General features: G+C 35.9%; 20 protein-coding genes and 1 other RNA gene. 8 read left to right on the top strand and 13 right to left on the bottom strand.

What is annotated here, in order from left to right:
• The first annotated feature begins 42 nt into the window (after nucleotides 1-42).
• The 3 genes from KBP46_RS19920 to KBP46_RS19910 all read left to right on the top strand — a co-directional run bounded on the left by KBP46_RS19920 (nucleotide 43) and on the right by KBP46_RS19910 (nucleotide 3,127).
• Nucleotides 43-1,701, top strand: coding sequence for a ribonucleoside-diphosphate reductase subunit alpha (locus KBP46_RS19920; RefSeq protein WP_062673967.1), 1,659 nt, complete (start codon nucleotides 43-45; stop codon nucleotides 1,699-1,701).
• Between the two features lie 163 nt (nucleotides 1,702-1,864).
• Complete coding sequence (locus KBP46_RS19915) at nucleotides 1,865-2,755, top strand: DUF72 domain-containing protein (protein ID WP_120232080.1); 891 nt, start codon at nucleotides 1,865-1,867, stop codon at nucleotides 2,753-2,755.
• A 141-nt stretch (nucleotides 2,756-2,896) separates the two neighbouring features.
• The gene (locus KBP46_RS19910) at nucleotides 2,897-3,127 is read left to right on the top strand and encodes a hypothetical protein (protein ID WP_062673962.1); all 231 of its coding nucleotides are present in this window, start codon (nucleotides 2,897-2,899) and stop codon (nucleotides 3,125-3,127) included.
• 44 nt (nucleotides 3,128-3,171) lie between these two features.
• Here KBP46_RS19910 and KBP46_RS19905 read toward each other — a convergent pair whose 3' ends face one another.
• The 7 genes from KBP46_RS19905 to KBP46_RS19875 all read right to left on the bottom strand — a co-directional run bounded on the left by KBP46_RS19905 (nucleotide 3,172) and on the right by KBP46_RS19875 (nucleotide 10,203).
• Nucleotides 3,172-3,765, bottom strand: a complete 594-nt coding sequence (locus KBP46_RS19905; protein WP_082798780.1) for a hypothetical protein — start codon at nucleotides 3,763-3,765, stop codon at nucleotides 3,172-3,174.
• A 222-nt stretch (nucleotides 3,766-3,987) separates the two neighbouring features.
• On the bottom strand, nucleotides 3,988-4,632 hold the full coding sequence (locus tag KBP46_RS19900) for an HD domain-containing protein (RefSeq protein WP_120232081.1): 645 nt from the start codon (nucleotides 4,630-4,632) through the stop codon (nucleotides 3,988-3,990).
• Nucleotides 4,629-5,474, bottom strand: a complete 846-nt coding sequence (locus tag KBP46_RS19895) for an alpha/beta hydrolase (protein WP_062673958.1) — start codon at nucleotides 5,472-5,474, stop codon at nucleotides 4,629-4,631. The genes KBP46_RS19900 and KBP46_RS19895 overlap by 4 nt, the downstream gene beginning before the upstream one ends.
• A 91-nt stretch (nucleotides 5,475-5,565) precedes the next feature.
• Nucleotides 5,566-6,456, bottom strand: a complete 891-nt coding sequence (locus tag KBP46_RS19890; RefSeq protein WP_034699029.1) for a ribokinase — start codon at nucleotides 6,454-6,456, stop codon at nucleotides 5,566-5,568.
• Between the two features lie 67 nt (nucleotides 6,457-6,523).
• Complete coding sequence (locus KBP46_RS19885; protein ID WP_062673956.1) at nucleotides 6,524-7,159, bottom strand: DUF4241 domain-containing protein; 636 nt, start codon at nucleotides 7,157-7,159, stop codon at nucleotides 6,524-6,526.
• Nucleotides 7,160-7,164: 5 nt separating this feature from the next.
• Nucleotides 7,165-7,530: a GIY-YIG nuclease family protein gene (locus KBP46_RS19880; RefSeq protein ID WP_216443989.1), complete on the bottom strand. Its 366-nt coding sequence runs from the start codon at nucleotides 7,528-7,530 to the stop codon at nucleotides 7,165-7,167.
• 60 nt (nucleotides 7,531-7,590) lie between these two features.
• Nucleotides 7,591-10,203 carry a valine--tRNA ligase gene (locus KBP46_RS19875; RefSeq protein WP_216443988.1) on the bottom strand — a complete coding sequence of 871 codons (2,613 nt, stop codon included), beginning with the start codon at nucleotides 10,201-10,203 and terminating at the stop codon, nucleotides 7,591-7,593.
• A 128-nt stretch (nucleotides 10,204-10,331) separates the two neighbouring features.
• Between KBP46_RS19875 and KBP46_RS19870 the strand changes: the two genes are divergently transcribed.
• Nucleotides 10,332-10,796 carry a DUF1573 domain-containing protein gene (locus KBP46_RS19870; protein ID WP_034699021.1) on the top strand — a complete coding sequence of 155 codons (465 nt, stop codon included), beginning with the start codon at nucleotides 10,332-10,334 and terminating at the stop codon, nucleotides 10,794-10,796.
• A 237-nt stretch (nucleotides 10,797-11,033) separates the two neighbouring features.
• Nucleotides 11,034-11,903: a polyphosphate kinase 2 family protein gene (locus tag KBP46_RS19865; protein WP_062673951.1), complete on the top strand. Its 870-nt coding sequence runs from the start codon at nucleotides 11,034-11,036 to the stop codon at nucleotides 11,901-11,903.
• Nucleotides 11,904-11,999: 96 nt separating this feature from the next.
• On the opposite strand, the gene rnpB is transcribed toward KBP46_RS19865, so the two are convergent.
• An RNA gene (gene rnpB / locus KBP46_RS19860) (RNase P RNA component class A) lies at nucleotides 12,000-12,323 on the bottom strand.
• Nucleotides 12,324-12,575: 252 nt separating this feature from the next.
• Here rnpB and KBP46_RS19855 point away from each other — a divergent pair.
• From KBP46_RS19855 to KBP46_RS19845, 3 genes are read left to right on the top strand one after another with little or no spacing between them, the layout of a single operon-like run.
• Entirely contained in the window at nucleotides 12,576-13,067 is a 492-nt protein-coding gene (locus tag KBP46_RS19855) for an RNA polymerase sigma factor (RefSeq protein ID WP_062673949.1), read from the top strand.
• Nucleotides 13,060-13,734: a beta-carotene 15,15'-monooxygenase gene (locus KBP46_RS19850; protein WP_120232084.1), complete on the top strand. Its 675-nt coding sequence runs from the start codon at nucleotides 13,060-13,062 to the stop codon at nucleotides 13,732-13,734. The genes KBP46_RS19855 and KBP46_RS19850 overlap by 8 nt, the downstream gene beginning before the upstream one ends.
• 58 nt (nucleotides 13,735-13,792) lie before the next feature.
• The gene (locus KBP46_RS19845; protein ID WP_062673947.1) at nucleotides 13,793-15,400 is read left to right on the top strand and encodes an AMP-binding protein; all 1,608 of its coding nucleotides are present in this window, start codon (nucleotides 13,793-13,795) and stop codon (nucleotides 15,398-15,400) included.
• A gap of 107 nt (nucleotides 15,401-15,507) precedes the next feature.
• On the opposite strand, the gene rpoN is transcribed toward KBP46_RS19845, so the two are convergent.
• From rpoN to KBP46_RS19820, 5 genes are all read right to left on the bottom strand, one after another.
• The gene (gene rpoN, locus KBP46_RS19840) at nucleotides 15,508-16,971 is read right to left on the bottom strand and encodes an RNA polymerase factor sigma-54 (protein WP_062673944.1); all 1,464 of its coding nucleotides are present in this window, start codon (nucleotides 16,969-16,971) and stop codon (nucleotides 15,508-15,510) included.
• A 159-nt stretch (nucleotides 16,972-17,130) separates the two neighbouring features.
• Entirely contained in the window at nucleotides 17,131-18,579 is a 1,449-nt protein-coding gene (asnS, locus tag KBP46_RS19835; RefSeq protein WP_216443987.1) for an asparagine--tRNA ligase, read from the bottom strand.
• A gap of 750 nt (nucleotides 18,580-19,329) precedes the next feature.
• Nucleotides 19,330-21,072, bottom strand: a complete 1,743-nt coding sequence (locus KBP46_RS19830; protein WP_216443986.1) for a helix-turn-helix domain-containing protein — start codon at nucleotides 21,070-21,072, stop codon at nucleotides 19,330-19,332.
• A gap of 156 nt (nucleotides 21,073-21,228) precedes the next feature.
• The gene (locus KBP46_RS19825) at nucleotides 21,229-21,870 is read right to left on the bottom strand and encodes a hypothetical protein (protein WP_062673939.1); all 642 of its coding nucleotides are present in this window, start codon (nucleotides 21,868-21,870) and stop codon (nucleotides 21,229-21,231) included.
• 7 nt (nucleotides 21,871-21,877) lie between these two features.
• Nucleotides 21,878-22,951: a fatty acid desaturase gene (locus KBP46_RS19820; protein ID WP_216443985.1), complete on the bottom strand. Its 1,074-nt coding sequence runs from the start codon at nucleotides 22,949-22,951 to the stop codon at nucleotides 21,878-21,880.
• Nucleotides 22,952-22,953 lie beyond the last annotated feature (2 nt).

Raw genomic sequence — 22,953 nt, 5'->3', positions numbered from 1 at the left:
CGGAGTGATTCTCTCATTCCGGAATTCGAAAATATAACATCTATGGAAGAGCAAAATTCAAATATATGGTGGCTCAATGAAGAGTCTGAGCAAATGCTGAACAGAGGATATCTGTTGAAAGGTGAAACGGTAGACGGAGCTATCGACAGAATTACCACTGCTGCTGCAAAAAGGTTATACAAGCCTGAACTTCAACCGGCATTCAAAGAAATGATCACGAAAGGATGGATCAGCTTCTCTTCTCCTGTATGGGCTAATATGGGAACAGAAAGAGGTCTTCCTATCTCCTGTTTCAACGTTCACATTCCGGACAGCATTGAAGGAATTACTCATAAAATGGGTGAAGTCATCATGCAGACTAAAATCGGAGGTGGTACTTCAGGATATTTTGGAGAATTGAGAAACAGAGGAACTGCTGTAACGGATAACGGAAAATCTTCAGGAGCAGTTTCATTCATGAAGCTTTTCGATACGGCTATGGATGTGGTTTCTCAGGGAGGAGTAAGAAGAGGTGCTTTTGCTGCTTACTTAGATATTGACCACGGGGATATTGAAGAATTTTTATCCATTAAAGATATCGGCAGCCCGATTCAGAACCTGTTTACCGGAGTATGTGTACCGGATTACTGGATGCAGGATATGATTGACGGTGATATGGAAAAACGTAAAGTTTGGGCAAGAGTATTGGAAAGCCGCCAGCAAAAAGGTCTTCCGTATATTTTCTTCACAGACAACGTGAACAGAAATAAACCTCAGGTTTATAAAGACCTGGGAATGACGGTGAATGCAAGTAACCTTTGTTCTGAAATCATGCTTCCGTCAACAATGGAAGAATCTTTCATCTGCTGTCTGTCTTCCATGAACCTGGAATTGTATGATGAGTGGAAAGATACCGATGCTGTAAAACTGGCAGTATACTTCCTTGATGCTGTATTATCAGAGTTCATTGACAAAACTGAAGGAAACTATTACCTACAGGGAGCAAGAAACTTCGCGATGCGTCACAGAGCTCTTGGATTAGGAGTTTTAGGATACCACTCTTATTTACAGAAAAACATGATTCCGTTTGAAAGTTTTGAAGCGACTCAGTTCAACGCCAGAGCATTCAGACATATCAAAGAGCAGGCTGAGCAGGCTTCAAGAGAACTTGCCAACATCTATGGAGAACCAGAAGTATTGAAAGGTTACGGATTAAGAAATACCACAACAATGGCTATTGCTCCTACCACTTCAAGTTCTGCCATCTTAGGACAGACTTCTCCTGGAATTGAGCCTTTCTCTTCCAACTATTATAAAGCAGGTCTTGCGAAAGGAAACTTTATGCGTAAGAATAAATACCTTGCACAACTATTGAAAGAAAAAGGACTGGATAACGAAGAAACATGGAGAACAATCATGCTGAACCACGGATCGGTACAGCACCTGAACGAGCTTACTCCTGAAGAAAAGGCAGTATTCAAAACGTTCAAAGAAATTTCTCCAATGGAGATTATTTCTCAGGCAGCACAGAGGCAGCAATATATTGATCAGGCACAGTCACTGAATCTTCAGATTCCTTCTACAATGCCTGTAAAAGATGTCAACTACCTTTACATTGAAGCTTGGAAAAAAGGAGTAAAAACCCTTTACTACCAAAGAAGTTCATCTGTTTCAAAAGAAATGATGGTTAACTTCGTATCATGTTCAAGCTGCGAAGCATAAGACCAAGTAATAAACACGCTATATTTACAAAAGCATACCGAAAGGTGTGCTTTTGTCGTTTTCAATGCTGATTCTGTCTAATTACTTTCCGTAGGAATCATGAAATGCTCTGAGATTTTTGGTTTATATTTGTGTTTATTGTTTAACACCCAAAACTACAGATATGAAATTCGGACAAGTAGAAGACCCATCAAAAATAGATTTCACATTACCTAAAGACCATCCCAAAACCAAAGAAATACTGTCTCTTAATAAAAAAGGGCTGGAAAATATTTCTATCGGGTGTGCAAAATGGAATAAAACAGACCTTAAGGGATTCTATCCTAAAGGAACTAAGGATGAGTTGACTTATTATGCTACTCAGTTTAATTCTATCGAATTGAATGCTACTTTCTATGGAATGCCCACTCCTGATCAGGTAAAAACCTGGAAAGAAAAAACTCCGGAAAATTTTAAATTCTTCCCTAAGATCACCAATACGGTTTCCCATTTCAGAAGGCTGATTGATGTGACGGATCCCGTGACTCATTTTGCTTCTGCTATTATCAATTTTGATGAGAAACTGGGAATGGCTTTTCTTCAGCTTCACGATAATTTTAAGCCTAAGGACTATGACAGGCTGGAAAAATTCGTAAAAGAATGGCCTAAAGAAGTTCCATTAGCCATAGAACTCCGAAATACGGAATGGTTTACCGATGAAGAAATTCTGAATACAACCTGTGAACTTTTTGAAGCCCATAACATCACCAATATCATTGTAGATACCGCCGGAAGAAGAGATATGCTTCATATGCGACTTACTACCCCTAATGCATTTATCCGCTATGTAGGAGCCAATGCTGAAAGTGACTACGAAAGACTGGATGATTGGTTGAAACATCTTACCCAATGGAAAAAAGCAGGTCTTCAGAATCTTTATTTCTTCGTACACCAGAACATTGAAAAAGCTTCTCCTTTATTATCCGCTTATTTTATCAGGAAGATGAATGAAGAATGGAAAACTGATATTCATATTCCGCAAATGGCAACAGAAAGTACCGGAACACTTTTTTAGTACAAAGGATTGCTGAGATAAAATTAAATAGGCTACATTCAGTTAATTTCTTACACCCGATTCATTCCTCTCTGTAACAAAAAAATTTGTATATTAGAGTATAATGTATTTCACTAAACATTATGCTTTAAAACATAAATTATGGAAAAGGAAATTTGTACAATCAGCATTGCTAGCAACTGGCTTGGTGATGAATATATTTTTTATGAAAATCATACCATAAAAAGAGTATATGACAGCCACAGTTTGAATTCCAATAAGAGCGAATGGCTTGAGCCTAAAGAAATCAGTAAACAAAATAAGGATAAACTTATCAAAGCCTGTCCTGAAGAATTCAAGGAACGGATTATGCAGATTCTGGATTATCCTTGACAGAAACTAAAAAGGTAATGAGTATTGGAAACTCATTACCTTTTTTATTTATTTTTTCTAATCAGCAGCACAAGATTGAGAAACAGAAGCAGAAAGTCCAGCGTAATCCAGATTCCCAGTTTGGTATTCTCATAATTATAAGCGTCTACCTGCTTTTTGGCCGCATCAGACAGCTTCATACTTTGATTGATGTAGTTCTGTACTTCTACAATCTGATCAATATTTTTATTAGGTACAGAATGTTGAGAAAAATAGACTAAGTTTTTCTTTCCAAGATAGCCTGCAATCCAGTATTCATCAGACTTATCCATTTTCAGGTATTCTATTCTGTAATATTCCGGGCGTATTTTTCCAATATGTTTAGGCTCAAGGGTTGTATTCTGATCTGTTTTATCTACTTTGATTAAGTAAAAATCCAATGCCTGTGGAAGTTTATTAACCACCTGAAGCCCCACAGAATTATCAACAAATGCCACAGCACTTTTCTTGATAAACCAGTACGTAAATACAGAAATTGAAAAAACAACTGTTACAATACGAAACAGCTTTGCCCACTTGGCCATACTTCCTGATTTAATCTTAAACAGGACCAATGAAAGGACACAAGCCAGAAATATGATAAAAATAATGAGTGTCATATTTTACAAAGATACTCCTTCTCTCTATTTTATCCATGTCCGAGGCCAATTTTTAATTTTAACCATCCTAAAAAATAGTTTTCTACCTTTATTAACCTCTGAACTGAACTGGTATATCTGTTCATAGAAAATATCCGAACTAATAATGTCACATACAATATTTGTTCGGATAGTTAATTTTTGACAAGCAGAATCAGATTCAATTCATTCTGATCCTATTTTCTACTCTACATTCCATTCTTTATAAAACTGGTCCAGGAAATTCAGCATATAATTGTGTCTTTCTTCTGCCATTTGTTTTCCTTTTTCAGTGTTCATCATATCTTTCAGGAGAAGGAGCTTTTCATAGAAATGATTGATCGTTGTCCCGTTAGATTTTTTATACTCTTCTTTTGACATCCCTAACTTGGGTTTCATATCGGGATGATACATCAGGTTATTTTTAAAACCTCCAAAATTGAATGTCCTGGCAATTCCAATAGCACCTATGGCATCAATACGATCGGCATCCTGCACAATCTGTAGTTCAATGGGTGGATTTACCGGAGCCTGATCTCTGTTCTTGAACGAAATATTTTCAATGACAAATAAGACCTTCTGGATGATTTCTTCAGATACGTTCTGTTCTTCAAGAAAGATTCTTGATATTTTGGGAGCAATGGTTTCATCTCCGTTATGAAATTTAGGATCGGCAATATCGTGAAGAAGTGCGGACAATTCTACTACTTCTTTGTCACAATCCTCTGTTTCTGCTATCTGAGCGGCCAGCTTCCAGACTCTTTCAATATGGAACCAGTCATGCCCGGCTTCTGCTCCTTCTAATTTTTCTTTTACAAATGCTACTGTGTTGTCAATCGTACTTTTCATTTATCTATCAGTTCATTTAAAATAATATCCCATAGTTTGCTGTTGTAACTTCTAAAAAAATTGATATGCCCGATTTCATTTTTATCTGATTCTGAAGCAGCGATCAGCCTGTATGTAGGTTTGAGATTTGAATAGGTATTATTTAATAAACTTAATACTCCTTTTTCTGTAAGCCATATATCATCTTCAGCCCGGATTACAAATACTTTCTGGGTTAAATTTTTAGAAAAGTCATCAATTTTTTCCAACAGCTTATTGGTTGATTTCTTGTTTAAAATTAAGGTTCTCCAGTCATATGCGCAATTTTTTGGAAGACTTTCTCCCAATCCAAACCAATGTGCGGGGAAATATCCTAGCAATGAAGTTGTTAATGGTTGGGCAATTCCAAAACCTAAATACGCTTCAACTTTTGTTCTTCCTTTAAGGTTTCCTACAAAAGCATTTTGTGTTCCTACAAAAACAAACTCTTCAAAAATGTTGGAATCTTCATTCATTCCCAGAATGAGTGCACCTACAGAATGGCCTAAACAATACTTTTTGTATTCTTTAAATGCTGACTTGATATATTGAGTTATCGTTTTATAATCTTTTGAGCCCCAAAGCCTCATAGAACCTTGAAACCCTCTCATATTTTTCGGCTTGGAAAGTCCTATTCCTCTGTAATCATAGGTAATAACTGTAAATCCCTGTTCACAAAAGTAGCTGGCAAAAGAAAAATAGACCTGCTGCTTTACCCCTGTTGCTGAGTTAATCAGTAATAGTTTACCATTATCTCTTTCCGGCTTAAATAAATGGGCAACAAGATTAATATGGTCTTCTGTGGTCAATATTAGTTTTTCCATAATATAAAAAAGAAAAAATCCACTATAAAAGTGGACATTTTACTTATATCTTTATGTTAAGTTTCAAACTTTTGATATGTTGTAAATAGCTTTAAGAAAAGAAATCTGAGATTCTCGGAAGTCCTGTCTGAGATCCTTTACCCCCTGAAACTCTTGATGAAACTTCATTTCCGAATTTCACACATTCTTCGATAGAGTTCCCGTGGCATAATGCAATGGCAAATCCTGATGTAAAGGCATCCCCCATCCCCATTTTATATACTTTTTCGTCCTTATCGTTTCGGTAATATTTCATTTCGGTACCATCAAAATAAATGGTAGAATTGGTATCATCTCGTACAAACACTTTATTAAAATATTTTTTAAGAACTTCTTCCCTTTTCTCTTCCCCAAAAATAACATACAGTTCATTACTTTTAGCCACAATAAAGTCAACCATTTCTAAAATTTCTTCGTTGACTCTCATTGCCGGAGAAGCATACAACCCTACCTTCTTCCCATATTTCTTAGCTTTTCTAACGGTATGTTCTACAACATCCATAGAAACTTCAAGCTGAACCAGCACAAGATCGGTGGTATGAAAATATTTATCGGCTTCGTCTATATGTGATTTGCTAAGATGCTTGTTGGCTGCGGGTACTACCACAATAGCAGCATTTCCATGAGAAGTTGTTACATAAGCAGTTCCTGTAGCTTCTTTATCTGTTTCATGAACAAATCCTACATTTACATTTTCGCTTACCAGATTCCTCATGATCTGTTGTCCAAGAGGATCCATCCCAACGCATCCTATAAAGTATACACTTGCACCCAACCTGGCCGTACCTACTGACTGGTTAGCACCTTTACCACCAAAGTAACTATCTGATTTGATAGCTAAGACGGTTTCATTAGGCAAAGGAAGTTTTTCGGTTTCAAGAACCAAATCAATCGATGAGCTGCCCACAACAATAATACGAGGTTGTTCTGATGAGAAATTCATTGTGTTTTGTATTAGCTTTAATATTAATAACTGACAAAATTGTGTCTCAAAAATAACTAATTTATAATTAACTTATTTCAATAAATTCAGTAATTATTTTCACGGGTTGTTGATCTTTATCATAAGCGATATAGCTGGCATAAAATCCTTCTCCATATCCGGTTTCAAAAGCAAAGATGGTTCCAGGATGTTCTTTTGCCGGTTTAAGAAAGGCATATTGATCTATGGCACCGTTTTCATCAAAGAAATAGTCATGGAAAAATTCTTCATAGATTCCCATAAAATCACCTCCTTTATTTTGATATAATCTTTGTTCCAGTTCATTAAGGCTGTTTTGGGTATCAACATCCATCAGACATCCCATCCCGCTTTCTACAGGATATCCGAAAACTTCTCCTTCTTCAAGATCTTTTAATTTTTGTCCTGCTGTGGTAGCCAGTTTCCATTCTTTAACTTCAGAATCACTGAATATAATCTCTGCATAGGCCACACAGTTACTTTCTCTTTCTTTATGAAGCATTACCGAAAAGTCTCCTTTTGGAAATTCTGTAGTAAAAGGTAGCATATCATTGGTGATCAAGGGATCACAGGCAACCAGTTTCCCACTGGAAAGGTAAATCTTTCCTACTTCAAAACTTTCAAGTAACGGGCTCTCTACAAAGTCTTTCGAGAATAGTTTTTGTATGTTTTCTATATGTGTCATTGTATTTATTCTTTGTTTTCTGTGTCAGGCTGAGCGGAGTCGAAGCCTTGTGAGTTTTTATCTTTACAATTGTCAGAATGACTATCATTCTGGCAAATAGATAATTCTCTCAATTTCTCCCAATTATCATTTATAATAGCTTCCTTTTTCTTACGACTCCAGCCTTTCACTTGTTTTTCAAATGCAATTGCCTGAATAATATCATTAAACAGATAAAAGAAGACCAGCTCAACCGGTCTTCTTTTATAAGTATAGCTTTCAGGAAATTTCCCTGACTGATGTTGAGAGAATCTCAACTCAATATCATTGGTAACTCCTGTATAATAGGAATTATCGGAACATTTTAAAATATATACAAAATATTGTTTCATCTCTAAAAAGGCTTCGACTTCGCTCAGCCTGAGATTTTGACAAAATTTATTGTCTATACTTTATAAACTTTTCAGTTTTTCTTCAAGGATCGCAATCTTATCCTGAGCATCTTTTTGCTTTTGACGCTCTACTTCTACGATTTCTGGTTTTGCATTCGCAACAAATTTTTCATTGGAAAGCTTCTTCTCTACTGAAACCAGGAATCCCTTCAAATATTTCAGTTCTTCCTCAGTTTTAGCTTTTTCCTCTCCTAAATCTAAGTTTTCACTTAAAGGAATAGAAACTTCAGTTGCTCCTACCAGGAATGTAAAGCTCGGTTTATCTGTTTTCTGTCCGAAGTGGATTTCAGAAACATTAGCAAGCTTTCTTACTACAGCTTCATTGGCAAATTCAGATGCATTGGTATAAACCTCAACTGCTTCTCTTGGTGATATTCCTTTTGTCTGGCGGTAGTTTCTAACTCCTGAAATCAATTCAGCTGTGATTTCAAAGTTTTTAATAACTTCTTCATTAAAGCTATCCGCCTTCTTCTGCTGAGCAATAACAAGCGCTTCATCAATGCTTCTTTCAGAAATCAACTGCCAGATCTCTTCAGACTGGAATGGCATAAACGGATGAAGCAGCTTCATCAGCTCTTCAAAGAAATAGATGGTTTTATTATATACTTCTTTAGAAATTCCCTCTCCATAGTTAGGCTTGATCGCTTCAAGATACCAACCGCAAAAATCATCCCAAATTAATTTATAGATCAAATGCAATGCATCAGAAATTCTGAATTTCTCGAATTGATCATTAATTTCAGCAATTGTTTTGTTAAGCTTGTTTTCAAACCACTCAATTGCCTGATTATCGGTTGCAATAGCTGGCTTATCTTCATGATTCCACATATTGATCAGACGGAAGGCATTCCAGATCTTGGTCATGAAGTTTCTTCCCTGAAGCATTAAATCTTCATCAAAAAGAAGATCATTACCCGCAGCAGAACTCAATAGAATACCTACACGTACTCCATCTGCTCCATATTTATCCATTAATTCAAGAGGGTCTGGAGAGTTTCCAAGAGATTTTGACATCTTTCTTCTCTGCTTATCTCTTACAATTCCTGTAAAATAAACATTCTTGAACGGAACTTCTTTTCTGTATTCCAATCCGGCCATAATCATTCTGGCTACCCAGAAGAAAATAATATCCGGACCTGTAACCAGATCAGATGTTGGATAATAATAGTTGATATCTTTATTTTCAGGATCCAGTAATCCGTCAAATACAGACATTGGCCATAACCATGATGAGAACCATGTGTCTAATGCGTCATCATCCTGTCTTAAATCTTCAAGATTAGCAATAATTCCTTTTTGTTCTTCTAATACTACAAGAGCCTGATGCTTATCTTCAGCAACTACGAAGTCATTCTCTCCTTCTCCATAGTAATAGGCAGGAATCTGCTGTCCCCACCAAAGCTGACGGGAAATATTCCAGTCGCGAATGTTCTCCATCCAGTGCTTGTAGGTATTTTTAAACTTCTCTGGATAGAACTTAACCTCGTCATCCATTACTACATCCAAAGCTGGCTTGGCAATTTCAGACATTTTAAGGAACCATTGTACAGACACTTTAGGCTCAATAACCGCACCAGTTCTCTCGGAAGTTCCTACTTTATTTACGTAGTCTTCAGCTTTCAGCAAAAGATCTTTTTCTTCAAGTTCTTTTGCAATCTGCTTTCTTACATCAAATCTGTTTTTCCCTGCATAATGTAAACCATGCTCATTAAGATTTCCGTCATCATCCAGCGCATCAATCATTTTTAATTGATGTTTCTGTCCGATTTCGTAATCATTAATATCGTGAGCAGGAGTAATTTTCAAAGCTCCAGTTCCGAATTCAATATCCACATACTCATCTTCAATAATCGGAATCACTCTGTCAACGATAGGTACAATTACATTTTTACCTTTTAAGTGTGCATATCTTTCATCATTCGGATTGATACATACTGCTGTATCCCCAAAAATAGTTTCAGGACGCGTAGTTGCTACTGAAAGGAACTCTTCTGAACCTTCAATTTTATATTTAAGGAAATATAATTTTCCGTTTTGTTCTTTAAAGATTACTTCTTCGTCAGAGATATTGGTTTTCGCTTCCGGATCCCAGTTGACCATTCTATAGCCTCTGTAGATCAATCCTTTATTATAAAGGTCTACGAAACTTTTGATAACCTGCTGAGAAAGTTTATCTTCCATGGTGAAACGGGTTCTGTCCCAGTCGCAAGAACATCCCAGTTTTTTCAACTGCTCAAGGATAGTTCCTCCATATTTATTAGTCCAGTCCCATGCGTGGGTTAAAAACTCCTCACGGGTAATATCTGACTTATTGACTCCTTCAGACTTCAGTTTAGCAACAACTTTAGCTTCAGTAGCAATTGAAGCGTGATCTGTTCCCGGAATCCAACAAGCATTAAACCCGCGCATTCTTGCACGACGGACCAGAACATCCTGAATGGTATTGTTCAACATATGTCCCATGTGTAGTATCCCCGTCACGTTTGGTGGAGGAATGACTATGGTATATGGTGGTTTGTCATTAGGTTCTGAGTGGAAAAATTTGTTTTCCAACCAGTAATTGTACCATTTTTGTTCTGTTTCCTGTGGATTGTACTTTTCTGAAATCTGCATAAATTCTATTTCTTTGGCTTGCAATTTGCAAAAATAGTCTAAAGAAAAAAATTTTTAAGCATGAATTAAAATAATTTTTAACTTTGTTTCACAAAATTTATCTAACAAACGTATTAACATTCAAGAATATGAAAAAATTAATTGCAGGAATTGCACTATTCGGGACATTTGCTCTTGCATCTGCACAAACTATTACATTTGATAAAACAACTTTCGATTACGGAACTATTAAGCCTAGTGCTGATGGTACAAGATTCTTTACTGTAACGAATTCAGGTGATAAGCCTTTGATTCTTTCAAATGTAAAGCCTTCTTGTGGATGTACGACTCCTGAATTCAGCCAAGATCCTATCATGCCTGGAAAGTCTGCAAAGATCAAGGTTGGATACAATACAGCAATCCCTGGCCCTTTCAACAAAATGATTGAGGTTTTCTCTAATGACCCTGCAAACAGCAGAAGTGTAATCTACATCAAAGGTAACGTAGATGCTAACGCTCCTGAGCCAAAAGTATTGACTCCTGCTGAACAAAAAGAAGCTGCTAAAGCTGAGAAAAAAGCTGCGAAACTTGCAAAAAAGGCTGCTGCGAAGTAATCTCTACTCAAAAAAATAAAAGAACCGTCTCCATTGAGGCGGTTTTTTTATTACATTTATATTTGATTAGGTGGAAGATGATAGGTAATAGATGGTAGTAAATGTATTGACGTTTATCAAATTTATTATTTAGGTTTCGACGGATTTTTTTTAATGGCTGGGCAAAGGTCTACCCTATTGAATTGTAATAACATCTTCACTTTTATCTTTTTACTTTTATCTTTAAATAAAAAAAATATGGACACCGATTTCTCAGATAACTTTAAGGTAAGTGGAAAATTTTCGATAAAAAAAGCATCAACGTCTTATAATGGAAAGCTCACTAAAGAAGAAGGAGAGCAAATGCTGATTCAGGAGAAAGAAAAACTTCGTGAACTGCAGGAAAAATTATATGCTGACGGAAGCCAGTCTTTGCTGGTTGTATTGCAGGCTATGGATGCAGCAGGAAAAGACAGTATGATAGAGCATGTTTTCGGAGGAGTGAATCCTCAGGGATGTAATGTAACCAGTTTTAAAACACCAAGCTCCAAAGAATATTCTCATGATTTTTTATGGAGACATTATCTGGCACTGCCACAGAAAGGAATGATAGGAATTTTTAACCGATCCCATTATGAAAGTGTTCTGGTGTGCAAAGTACATCCTGAATATAATCTGAGCGAAAAAACATGGTCTTCCGTAAAAGATTTTGATACTAAATTCTGGGAAAACAGATATGAAAGTATCCGTAATTTTGAAAAACACCTTTCTCAAAACGGAACAACAGTTGTGAAGATTTTTTTACATGTCTCTAAGGACGAACAAAAAAAAAGGCTTCTGGACAGAATTGATGAACAGGAAAAAAACTGGAAATTCTCAGCAGGAGATCTCCCTGAAAGAGCGTTATTCGACCAGTATATGGAGGCGTATGAAACTGCCATCAATGAAACCTCAAAAGATTATGCACCCTGGTATGTGCTTCCTGCAGACAGTAAATGGTTTGCAAGAGTAGCGGCCATTCAGATCATTATTGATACTCTGGAGAAAATGAATCTTAAATATCCTACTCTTTCTGATAAAGACAGACAGGAATTACAGGAATCTAAAAAACTATTAGAAAATGAATAAATTGGGTTAAAATTTAGAGGCTTGAAGATGGAGGTTTAAAATCATTACGTTAAAAAATTTCACTCTTCCAGCCTCTAAATTCCAGCTTTAAAAAAAATCACGAGAAAATCTATAAGCCGGATTCTGTACTTCCGAAGAAGTGCCTGTTATTTATCTACGTATTACATTGCTGCAATACTTGAGCTGATTACCCCTCGGTTTTCAGGACGAGCCACCCCTATTTCCATTGCTGAAAAGAACCGATATACTTACCATTGCACCGCAAAGAGTTTACCTGGTTTCACTACAGCCGAACTGTACTTGCTTTCTGTTGCACTTGTCCTACCCTCACGGGTGACGGATGTTATCCGCTTTGCTGCTCTATGGTGTCCGGACTTTCCTACCCTTGCCGAAACAAGAATCAACAAGCCGATTTTCTCGCGGAGGCAAAGGTACACAAATTTTGTGGTAAAAAGATAAGAGCAACAGGACTAAAGAGTTTTTAGCCTCATGTAAACAATATTGATTGAAAATATCTTTCCATGTTTTTTGATGAAAATATGAAGTATTATTCAAATATAAGCCTGGACCTTTAGCTCTTCTTCGATTTTCCTTTTTTTACCGTTTTACGATTTTTAATTATAATTTTCACCAATTACTACTTTATTATTATCTTCGTGGCATTATATATCTATGGATTCCAGAGAAAAAGAATTTGCGCAGCTTATCAAAGATAATCAAGGACTGATTATTAAAGTATCGCGTTTGTACACCAATTCTCTGGAAGATGAAGAGGATCTTTTCCAGGAAATCGTGTTACAGCTCTGGAGAAGTTATGATTCTTTCAAAGGAAACTCCAAAATTTCCACATGGATGTACCGTGTAGCGCTCAATACAGCCATTACCCTCTTTAGAAAAAAAAGCAAAAGCCTTCCTACAAATGAACTGGACATCAACCACAAGGATTTTGTGGAAGATGACGATGAAAAACAGCAGCAGGTATCCCTTTTGTATACGGTAATCAAGACTCTTCCTAATGTAGAAAGAGCCATTGTCATGATGTATCTTGACGATCTGCCTTACAAGGACATTGCAGAAAACCTCGGAATCACTGAAGTTAATGCACGTGTGAAAATGAACAGATTAAAGAAAACCCTTAAAGAACAGATGGAAAAATATGCCTGAATTTGATTTAGATAGCTTTAAGAAAACATGGCAGGAACAACCTGTCCAGCATAAATATGACAACACTGAGATTCTTCAGATGTTGAACAGAAAGTCGCGTAACTATGTGAAATATATTTTCTGGATCAGCGTCGTAGAATTACTTTTCTTTTCAGTACTAGGACTGTTTTACTTTTTTCCGGAAGAGGAATCAGACAGCTTCCGTAAAATGCTTGAAAGATTAGGTGCCCAGGAAGCTCCGGAGGTAGAAAACAACTTCGGGCATGCTTATTTAGCAATAAAAGTCTTAAGTTTATTGATCACGGCATATTTCGTACTAAAATTCTATCAGAATTACCGAAGAATCAAGATTGAGGAAAATCTGAAGGGACTTATCACCAGAATCATTAAGTTCAAAACAACAGTTAATGCTTTCATTCTCATCAGCATTGTATTATTACTGATATTCACTTTTGTATTGGTTGCTTTTATCTTTTACATATTAGATTCTCAGAATATCCAGCCAAGTGGTTCCAATCTTACCATTATTATTGTGGGAATTGCCGTAAGTACATTGCTTGCGATTTCTATGATCTGGTTATATTACAGACTGGTATATGGTACTATTATTAAAAAACTTGATAAAAATCTAAAACAACTTAAAGAAATAGATTCTCAGGAAAATTAATATACATAGGCATAGTTCGGGATATAATTGTTAATTTTATTCCACCAAATCTTAAACTATGCCCTTATCTTATGTGTATGGAACTTCTGAGGTTCCATTATTAGGCCAGACCATCGGAGCCAATCTTAAAAATACTGTCGAAAAATATCCCCATCAGGAAGCATTAGTCTGCGTTCATCAGGATTACAGAGCTACTTATCAGGAATTTTACAATCAAACAACAGCTGTTGCAAAAGCTTTATTATTTTTAGGAGCAAAAGCGGGCGACAGAATCGGAGTCTGGTCATCTAACCGCTATGAATGGGTACTTTTGCAGTATGCAACTGCAAGAATAGGAACTATTTTAGTGAATATCAATCCGGCCTATAGAACTCATGAACTGACTTATGTCCTCAATCAGTCTGAAGTTCGTTTTATTTTTTCTTCTTTAAGCTTTAAAACCAGCAATTATAAAGAGATGGTTGAATACGCGAAAGAAGTATGCCCAACCCTTGATCACGAAATATTCTTTGATGAAAACTGGGAAGAGTTTGTGAATAACGGACAGGAAATCTCGGATGAAGTGCTTCACAGTTTTGAAGAGCATGTACAGTTTGATGATCCTGTTAATATTCAATATACTTCCGGAACTACCGGTTTTCCGAAAGGGGTTACTCTTTCCCATCATAATATTCTCAATAACGGTTATTTTATTGGGATCAGACTAAAATATACTGAAAAAGACCGCGTCTGCATTCCTGTACCTTTTTACCACTGCTTTGGGATGGTCATCGGAAATATGTGCTGCACAGCTCACGGAGCCTGTATGGTAATTCCGAATGACAGTTTTGATCCGGAGATTACTTTAAAAGCTGTTTCAGATGAAAAATGTACTTCTTTGTATGGAGTACCTACGATGTTTATTGCCGAACTGGCAGTAAAAGATTTTGACACCTATGATTTTTCAAGCTTAAGAACCGGTGTTATGGCGGGCTCTGTATGCCCTCCCGAAATCATGAAAAAAGTGGAAAATCTAATGAATATTAAAGAAATGAGTATCTGCTACGGAATGACAGAAACTTCACCTGTATCTACTCAGACTTTAATAGGAACACCGCTGGAAAAACAAGTCAGCACCGTAGGAACGGTTCAGGATCACCTTGAGATAAAAATCATTGATGAAAGTGGCAGAACTTTAAAACGTGGGGAGCATGGGGAACTTTGTACCAGAGGCTATTCCGTCATGCTAAAGTACTGGAATGATCCTGAAAACACCAGGAAAGTATTGGATGATGCCCGCTGGATGCACACCGGAGATATGGCAGTAATGGATAAAGACGGCTATATTACCATTTCAGGAAGGATAAAAGATCTGATCATTCGTGGTGGAGAAAATATCTCACCTAAGGAAATTGAAGATTTTTTATATACGTATACCAACATTCTTGATGTCCAGATCATTGGTGTTCCCAGTGAAAAATTCGGAGAAGAAGTAATGGCATGGGTAAAAGTGAGAAAAGGATTTACCATCACTGCTGAAGAACTACAGGAATACTGCAAAGGAAGAATTGCCCATTATAAAGTTCCAAAATACTGGAAATTCGTAGATGAATTCCCAATGACTATTTCCGGAAAAATAAGAAAGGTTGAAATGCGGGAAATTTCTATGAAGGAGCTTGGGCTGTAAAATGTAAAACTGAGCTAATTAACTTAAAGAGATAAAATGATAAATAGCTATCCCATTTTTACTTATGATAAAAAAAGCATTTCAAATTGAAATGCTTTTTTTTATTGTTAAAGTTCTTTTCTTAACCTCGCGACAGGAATATTGAGCTGTTCCCGATATTTTGCAATCGTTCTTCTGGCAATATTATAACCCTGCTCTTTCAGAATGACTACTAATGCATCATCTGTAAGTGGTTTTCTCTTATTTTCTTTACTGATAACTTCCTGAAGATGGGTTTTGATCTCCTTTGTAGAAACTTCTTCTCCATCGTCATTTGTTAAACTGTCTGAGAACAGATCTTTAAGATATACAATCCCATTAGGGGTATCTGCATACTTACTTTTTACCACCCTTGAAATGGTAGAGATGTCAAAACCTGTAATATCTGCAACATCCTTCAGAATCATTGGTTTCAGAGACTTTTCGTCACCGGTGATGAAATAATCCTTCTGAAATTTTACAATGGCTGTAATCGTCTGTAATAAGGTATTCTGGCGCTGATTAATGGCATCAATATACCATTTTGCTGCATCCAGTTTTTGCTTGATAAATAAAGCAGCCTGCTTGTGTTCCGATGAATTCTTATCATGGGAATAGGTAGTCAGAATATCTTTATATTCTTCAGAAACTCTTAGTGTAGGTGCATTCTTGCTGTTCAGCATAGGGATTACCTGCCCGTCTTTCACCTGAATGACAAAGTCCGGAATAATTTCCTGATTGATGGTAATTGTCTGTGTATCAAAGTTTCCACCTACTTTAGGAGAAAGTTTTGAGATCTCATCCAGAGCATCTTTCAGATCGTCTTCTTCAATATCATATTTCTGAATGATCTTGTTATAATGCTTATTCGTTAAAGCTTCAAACTGATGTCTTAAGATATTGGCAGCCAGAGAAACTGCTTTATCTGAGCTTACCTTCTTTTCAATCTGTAGTAAAAGGCATTCCTGCAGACCTCTTGCTCCTACTCCTGGCGGATCCAGTTTCTGAACATAATTTTCAAGGATATCCTCTACTCTTTCTTTAGTAGTATAAATTCCCTGTGAGAAAGCAAGATCATCAACAATAGATTTGATCTCTCTTCTCAGATATCCGTCTGTATCTAAATTTCCGATCAGGTATTCTGCAATCTTCAGATCTTCATCACCAATATTCACCAGGTGAATCTGTTCTGTAAGATAATCATATAAGGACTGGCCTTCCGTTAAAAGACTCTCGTTATCGAATTCTTCATCATCCGGAGAGTAGTTGCTGGATGCGGTTTTATAGCTCGGTTCATCGTCATAGATATATTCATTGACGTCGAAATCTGTTTCAATGCTTTCTGTACCCTCATCCTGATAAGCATCTTCCAGGGAAGAATAATCATCTTCCTTAGAATCCTCTTTTGCAATTTCCAAAGCCGGGTTTTCTTCTAACTCTCTCTCCAGCTCCTCTTCAAATTCAAGAGTATGAAGTTGAATAAGCTTCATCAACTGGATCTGCTGAGGGGCCAGCTTCTGTCCTAATTTAAGTTGTAAGTGTTGTTTAAGCATATTCTTATTTGCGTTTTAACATAACATATTCTACGAATTTAATAAATTTATTTGATAAAAAACACATTTAGCATGATTTTTGCATTACTTATCCTAATATAATAAACTATTAAATAATAAAAAAAGCCTTAACTTGTGATTAAGGCTTTTTTTATTGTTCTAGAATTCAGCGCTTTTCGGTGTTCTAGGGAAAGGAATTACATCTCTGATATTCGTCATCCCTGTTACGAAAAGAACTAATCTTTCAAGTCCTAAACCAAAGCCTGCATGCGGTACAGAACCGAATTTTCTGGTATCAAGATACCACCAAAGTTCGTGCTCATCTACGTGCATATCTGCCATTTTCTGTTTTAAAACATCTAATCTTGCTTCTCTCTCAGATCCTCCGATGATTTCACCGATACCAGGAAAAAGAACATCCATAGCAGCAACGGTTTTGTTGTCATCGTTCAGTTTCATATAGAAAGCTTTGATTTCTTTCGGATAGTCAAATAATACTACCGGGCTTTCAAAGTGTTTTTCAACAAGATATCTTTCATGCTCAGACTGAAGGTCTGTTCCCCATTTTTCAACAGGGTAAACAAATTTTCCTTTTTTATTTTCTTTAGAGTTCAATAAAATTTCGATCGCTTCCGTATAGCTTACACGCTTGAAACGCTTCGCTACTACATTCTGAAGTTTTTCGATAAGACCCTCTTTTGCTCTTTCTTTTTCCGGTTTTGTCTTTTGTTCTTCCGCAAAACGGTTGTCCAGGAACTCAAGATCATCTTTGCAGTTATCCAATACATACTGGATCACATATTTTAAGAAATCTTCCGCAAGGTCGATGTTATCTTCAAGGTTGTTGAATGCTACTTCCGGCTCAATCATCCAGAACTCGGCAAGGTGTCTTGTTGTGTTAGAATTTTCAGCACGGAAAGTAGGTCCGAAAGTATAAATTCTTCCCAATCCCATTGCAGCGGTCTCACCTTCCAATTGTCCTGAAACGGTAAGGTTTGTTTTTTTACCGAAGAAATCCTGAGAGAAGTCAATTTCACCTTCCTCCGTTTTCGGCATATTGTTCAGGTCGAAGTTCGTTACGCCAAACATTTCACCTGCTCCTTCCGCATCTGCTCCTGTAATGACCGGTGTGTTGATATAGAAAAACTGGTTCTGGTTGAAGAATGAGTGAACTGCAAAACTTACTGCGTGACGCACTCTGAACACCGCTCCGAAAAGGTTTGTTCTGAATCTTAAGTGAGCCTGCTCACGAAGTTTCTCAAGGCTGTGTTTCTTAGGCTGAAGAATTGTACTCTGAAGTTCTTCTGTAAAGTTATCTCCTAAAATAATGATCTTTTTAGCGATAATTTCCACAGATTGTCCCGCTCCCTGGCTTTCCACCACTTCTCCTACTACTTTCAGGGAAGAAGCTGTACTGATATTCTTAAGAATAGCCTCATCAAAATTTTCGAAATCAACAACTATCTGCAAATTATTAATCGTAGAACCATCATTAAGCGCAATAAAGCGATTAGCACGGAAGGATCTTACCCATCCGTAAACTGTAATGTCATGATGTAATACTTTCTTGTAATCCTTTAGGATTTCTTTGATCGTTTGCTTTTTCATTTGTTGATGATAAATTTTTTTATATAAAAATTAATGTCTGCAAAGTTACAAAAAAACAGCGCAACTTGATGATTGCGCTGTCTTTAAAAATCATTTAACAGGTATTTAAACTCTCCGTTCAGTAAATTCACCTTTTTTCTTCTGCAAAATCTTCTGCATTTCAGGGTTACATTTCCACTCAATATTGTCCTGAACTTCAATAATATCCGGAATACCTCCGGAATAAACACACTTACACTATCACTTTTAAAAAGAATAAAATATGATTTTACTCTGAGTTTTCATGGAATTAGTTTTATTGAAATGGTTATTAGTTTTTAAGTGATAAGTTCGTGGTAAATTACCGGGTTATACATCCATTTTTAGACTATACTATACTTTTAAACTGTGTGGCGGATTAACCGGATTTACTGTTTAATGATTTTTAAATGATCACTACACTTTACATCTCTAAATTCTGAACAATTACTTCATGATTTACTTTTTAGTTTTCTTGGTTATTAGTTTTTATCCTCTCCTTCATTATTAGTTTTTATGATACAATTCCCGACTTGCTTTTTTTATGATCAACAGTTTGGAACTGATATCTTGTATTGTGCACATACAAAATAAATGGTTGTGTTTTTACCTGAAGCAAAGATGCAGGATGTGGAAGAATGAAACAAGGGAATGCTTTATAGATTCATAAATTTATATACCTAAAAACATGAATTTATAAACAATAAAAAACTAAATATCAATAACTTAATATTAACCCAAAGACATATTTTCAATTTCTTTCAAGTAGATAGAAAGTGGTGTTCCGGTTCGTTTTTTGAAGGCTAAAGTGAAGGCCTGTTCATTATTATATCCTAATTCTTCAGCGATAAAAGGAATTTTATAAGACCTGAATTTTTTGTCATTGGCCAGTCTGCTGATGGCATAATCAATACGAAGATCATTGAGATAGGTTGCAAAGTTTTTCCCTTTGTGAGTATTGATAATTTCTGACAGATATTTTGAGTTTGTTTTTATTTTTTTGGCAAGACTTCCCAATGTGATACCCTTATTCAAAAACTGATCATTGTTTTCAAATATTTCAAGTTCTTTTAAAATAGTCTGGGCAATATCTTCAGAAATAGTTCTCGATATTTTGTCCTCAACATTTTCTGTACTGACTGTTTGAACAGGTACTGCTGAAATTTCATTCTTAATTTCCGGATCTCTGTTTTTTTCGCTTTTATTTTCATTAACAGATTGAATAAGATCCTGGGCAATCTTCTTGTAGTTCTTTTCAGATTTTTTATATTTAAAATAAACGTTGATAAATAATAAATGTGAAATCAGCAAAAGACTTAAAACAATATAGAAAAGACTTTTTCTTTTCGTAAGCTCATTGGTTATGCTTTCTTTTTCCTGCTGAAGTTCCGGAGTATCATATCTTCTCGGAAGCTCTCTGGAAATATACCTGAACTGCATATCCAGCACCTGATCTACTTTTAAAAAACGGTCTACATAATACAGCTGCTTTTCCTTATCACCGTTTTCTTTATAATAATCAATAAGGTAAGTATATACATCTCTCAGCTCAGGATAGATATAGTTGGTTTTAAGAACTAGAGAATCTATTTTCCTGAAAAAGCCAACGGCTTTTTCTTTTTCCTGAAGTCCGGCATAGGACTTTCCTAAATACAAAAGTGTATAATTCTGGTTTCTTTTACTTCCATTATGATTTGTAAAGAAATATTTTTCGCATTCCAATAAGCCATCAATGGCTTTCTGATAATTTCTGGAATGCAGATGATAATATCCAAGCAGCCCAAGATTCTGATGATATCGGTAAACATCTTTATTTTTTTTAGAATCCAGCAACCCGTCTTTTATCAGTACATAAGCAGAATCCATTTTATTGATCTCTATGTAAGCATCTGCCAGATTCAGTTTGAGAGAATTTTTCTCATCCTCATTCATATAATCTGTATCATAAGCATAGTGTCTCAGTACTTTTGCTGTCTCTGCATGTTTTCCTATATAATTGTTCAGGTGGGCAATACTGATATGGGCCATAGCAATCTGCCTTTTATTTCCTTTTTCTTTTGCATATTTCAGTCCGAGGATATAATTATTGAATGCAGATTGAAGATTGTCATTCTTAGAGTATAAATTTCCTCTTAGCAAATAAATTCTCGCCGGATAGATATTTTCTTTGGAATTTTTTGTGATGTACTGTAAGCTGTCTAAGTATTTTAATGCGTTGGGTAAGTCTTCTGCAAAATGAAGCATTACATATCCTTCAGCAATCTGAGTGGTGTTTTTTTCAGATTTTGCCTTTTTAAGATAATAATCGGCAATACTTTTACTGTTTATTTCTCCCGCAGGACTGTTATAGAATTCTTTTTCCAATTCCTCATAAGTCCGTTCTTCCAGAGAATTTTTTCTAATATTCAGGGTTTGTGCATGATAAAACACAACCCCTATAATCAAAAACAGTAGTAAAGATTTTATTTTCATCATTCATCCTAGCTATATTACAAAAATATTATTTTTCTTCAGTAGATACACCACTCCTTTTGCTTTTTTTCCATGTATTCATCCATATTTTTATTAAAATTCGGGATAATAATTCAATAAAAAGTGAATACATTCTGAATATTATAATTTTTTCTAATATCATTTCCATTCTACTTTACCTTCCAGATAGTACACTCTTCCATTGCTCTCATAAAGAAGATCATATCCTTGAGAGGTCAGATAAAAATGACATACCTTCATTTCACCATTTCTGTCTTTAAACTGAAGAACTGCAGGACACATTTTAGCCTGATCCATTTTCTTTACAATAAGATTAAAATCCTTCTGAATATTTTTTTTACTGTACAGAGATAACATCCGATCATTAATAAAACGAATATATTTCAAAGATGAAAGAGGATAAGTAATCAATTGAAAAGGCTTTCCTGCAAGCTTTGCAGCATTCTCATTGAAAAAATTCGTGATCGAAATACTATCCTGTGTAATAGTTTTCACCACACTTGATTCATATCTCTGACCATCCGCAAATTCCATACTGTATATGGCTTCCATTTTAATAGCAAAACCTTTCCCGGATTTTCTCAAATCAGTAAGATCTGTAAATTCCTTTCCTTTTTTAACAACAATCAAAACATTTCCTTCTCCGAAATCACAGTCATAATATTTTTTATAATCAAAAGGCTCTTCTGTTTGGGTATTTACTGTGTCATTTGCTGTATTTTGTGAAAAAATACGTACTGAAAACAGGAATAAAAATACTATTAGTTGATAATTTTTCATGGCTTGATTATTTACTTAATTGTTTCAGGTATTGATAGTGTGAAACCACGGCATTCACAATACTTTTCTCATGGTATGGAAAATTGTTTCTGGCAGCTGCTTTTTTGATTGCAGGAGTAATAATGGTATAGACTGTGTGTGGCAAACCTGGAAAAAGATGATGCGCCGCATGGGAATTGAACCCTCCGAAAATCCAGTTGGCAAAACTGCAGGTTGGATGATAATCCAAGGAGACGGCTAACTGATGCTCATAATAATCATATGGCAGATATCCATTTTCATCTGCCTGGGGGAAATCAGTTTCAAGACTCAGATGAGAAATAATCAGGGTCAGAACAAAAAACAGTGAAATGGTCACATGCATGATAATAAAAGAGATGAAAATTGTCATGAGCGAAATATCTGTAAAAAGCACTGGCAACATCAGCATATAGCCGAAGTAAGCTAATTTTAGCAGGATAACTTCTGCTACAGATAGAATAGAATGTTTCTGATTTCTGAGATTAGCCAGGTCTTTCTTCCTTACATACATAAAATCTTTGATCATAATCCAATGCAAGGTGTAAAAACAATACAGCACAGTAGCATATACATGTTGGTAGGTATGGATTCTTCTTTTGGGATGATGTACAGACAGGCGCAAAAAAATATTATCATCGATATCAGCATCACAGCCATCCACATTAGGAAACACATGATGAGAAGCAATATGCCTCTTCCTCCACAGTCTTGCATTTACGCCCTGCAAATTAAAAGTGATATAGTAAATAATCCTGTTGAGTTGTTTATACTTTGAGAATGTATTGTGCACACAATCATGAGCACAATTAAAAGCCAGCAATATTCCGGTAAGTCCTAAAGCAATATAATTCAAAGTTACCAGCCAGTTCTTATCTGATATATAAGGATTGAAAAGATTAGCATAAAGAAGCAGAAAGGCCAGAGCATACAACAGGAATTTTATGATCATCAATCTTCCGGCCTTTTTCATCACTTCATCCGTCAGCAATAGATCCACCTCTTTACGCAATTCCGAGTAGAAAGAAGAGGTTGCTTTTTTAAATCTGATTTTGGGTTTCATAA

The organism is Chryseobacterium sp. PCH239, assembly GCF_018924625.1.
In the GTDB taxonomy this organism is placed as follows: domain Bacteria; phylum Bacteroidota; class Bacteroidia; order Flavobacteriales; family Weeksellaceae; genus Chryseobacterium; species Chryseobacterium cucumeris.
This window is presented reverse-complemented; position numbering and strand designations above follow the sequence as displayed.

What these genes read in the sequence shown, in the direction of transcription:
- KBP46_RS19920 (WP_062673967.1), top strand. Translation starts at nt 43, where the DNA reads ATGGAAGAGCAAAATTCAAATATATGGTGGCTCAATGAAGAGTCTGAG.
- KBP46_RS19915 (WP_120232080.1), top strand. Translation starts at nt 1,865, where the DNA reads ATGAAATTCGGACAAGTAGAAGACCCATCAAAAATAGATTTCACATTA.
- KBP46_RS19910 (WP_062673962.1), top strand. Translation starts at nt 2,897, where the DNA reads ATGGAAAAGGAAATTTGTACAATCAGCATTGCTAGCAACTGGCTTGGT.
- KBP46_RS19905 (WP_082798780.1), bottom strand. Translation starts at nt 3,765, where the DNA reads ATGACACTCATTATTTTTATCATATTTCTGGCTTGTGTCCTTTCATTG.
- KBP46_RS19900 (WP_120232081.1), bottom strand. Translation starts at nt 4,632, where the DNA reads ATGAAAAGTACGATTGACAACACAGTAGCATTTGTAAAAGAAAAATTA.
- KBP46_RS19895 (WP_062673958.1), bottom strand. Translation starts at nt 5,474, where the DNA reads ATGGAAAAACTAATATTGACCACAGAAGACCATATTAATCTTGTTGCC.
- KBP46_RS19890 (WP_034699029.1), bottom strand. Translation starts at nt 6,456, where the DNA reads ATGAATTTCTCATCAGAACAACCTCGTATTATTGTTGTGGGCAGCTCA.
- KBP46_RS19885 (WP_062673956.1), bottom strand. Translation starts at nt 7,159, where the DNA reads ATGACACATATAGAAAACATACAAAAACTATTCTCGAAAGACTTTGTA.
- KBP46_RS19880 (WP_216443989.1), bottom strand. Translation starts at nt 7,530, where the DNA reads ATGAAACAATATTTTGTATATATTTTAAAATGTTCCGATAATTCCTAT.
- KBP46_RS19875 (WP_216443988.1), bottom strand. Translation starts at nt 10,203, where the DNA reads ATGCAGATTTCAGAAAAGTACAATCCACAGGAAACAGAACAAAAATGG.
- KBP46_RS19870 (WP_034699021.1), top strand. Translation starts at nt 10,332, where the DNA reads ATGAAAAAATTAATTGCAGGAATTGCACTATTCGGGACATTTGCTCTT.
- KBP46_RS19865 (WP_062673951.1), top strand. Translation starts at nt 11,034, where the DNA reads ATGGACACCGATTTCTCAGATAACTTTAAGGTAAGTGGAAAATTTTCG.
- KBP46_RS19855 (WP_062673949.1), top strand. Translation starts at nt 12,576, where the DNA reads ATGGATTCCAGAGAAAAAGAATTTGCGCAGCTTATCAAAGATAATCAA.
- KBP46_RS19850 (WP_120232084.1), top strand. Translation starts at nt 13,060, where the DNA reads ATGCCTGAATTTGATTTAGATAGCTTTAAGAAAACATGGCAGGAACAA.
- KBP46_RS19845 (WP_062673947.1), top strand. Translation starts at nt 13,793, where the DNA reads ATGCCCTTATCTTATGTGTATGGAACTTCTGAGGTTCCATTATTAGGC.
- rpoN (WP_062673944.1), bottom strand. Translation starts at nt 16,971, where the DNA reads ATGCTTAAACAACACTTACAACTTAAATTAGGACAGAAGCTGGCCCCT.
- asnS (WP_216443987.1), bottom strand. Translation starts at nt 18,579, where the DNA reads ATGAAAAAGCAAACGATCAAAGAAATCCTAAAGGATTACAAGAAAGTA.
- KBP46_RS19830 (WP_216443986.1), bottom strand. Translation starts at nt 21,072, where the DNA reads ATGATGAAAATAAAATCTTTACTACTGTTTTTGATTATAGGGGTTGTG.
- KBP46_RS19825 (WP_062673939.1), bottom strand. Translation starts at nt 21,870, where the DNA reads ATGAAAAATTATCAACTAATAGTATTTTTATTCCTGTTTTCAGTACGT.
- KBP46_RS19820 (WP_216443985.1), bottom strand. Translation starts at nt 22,951, where the DNA reads ATGAAACCCAAAATCAGATTTAAAAAAGCAACCTCTTCTTTCTACTCG.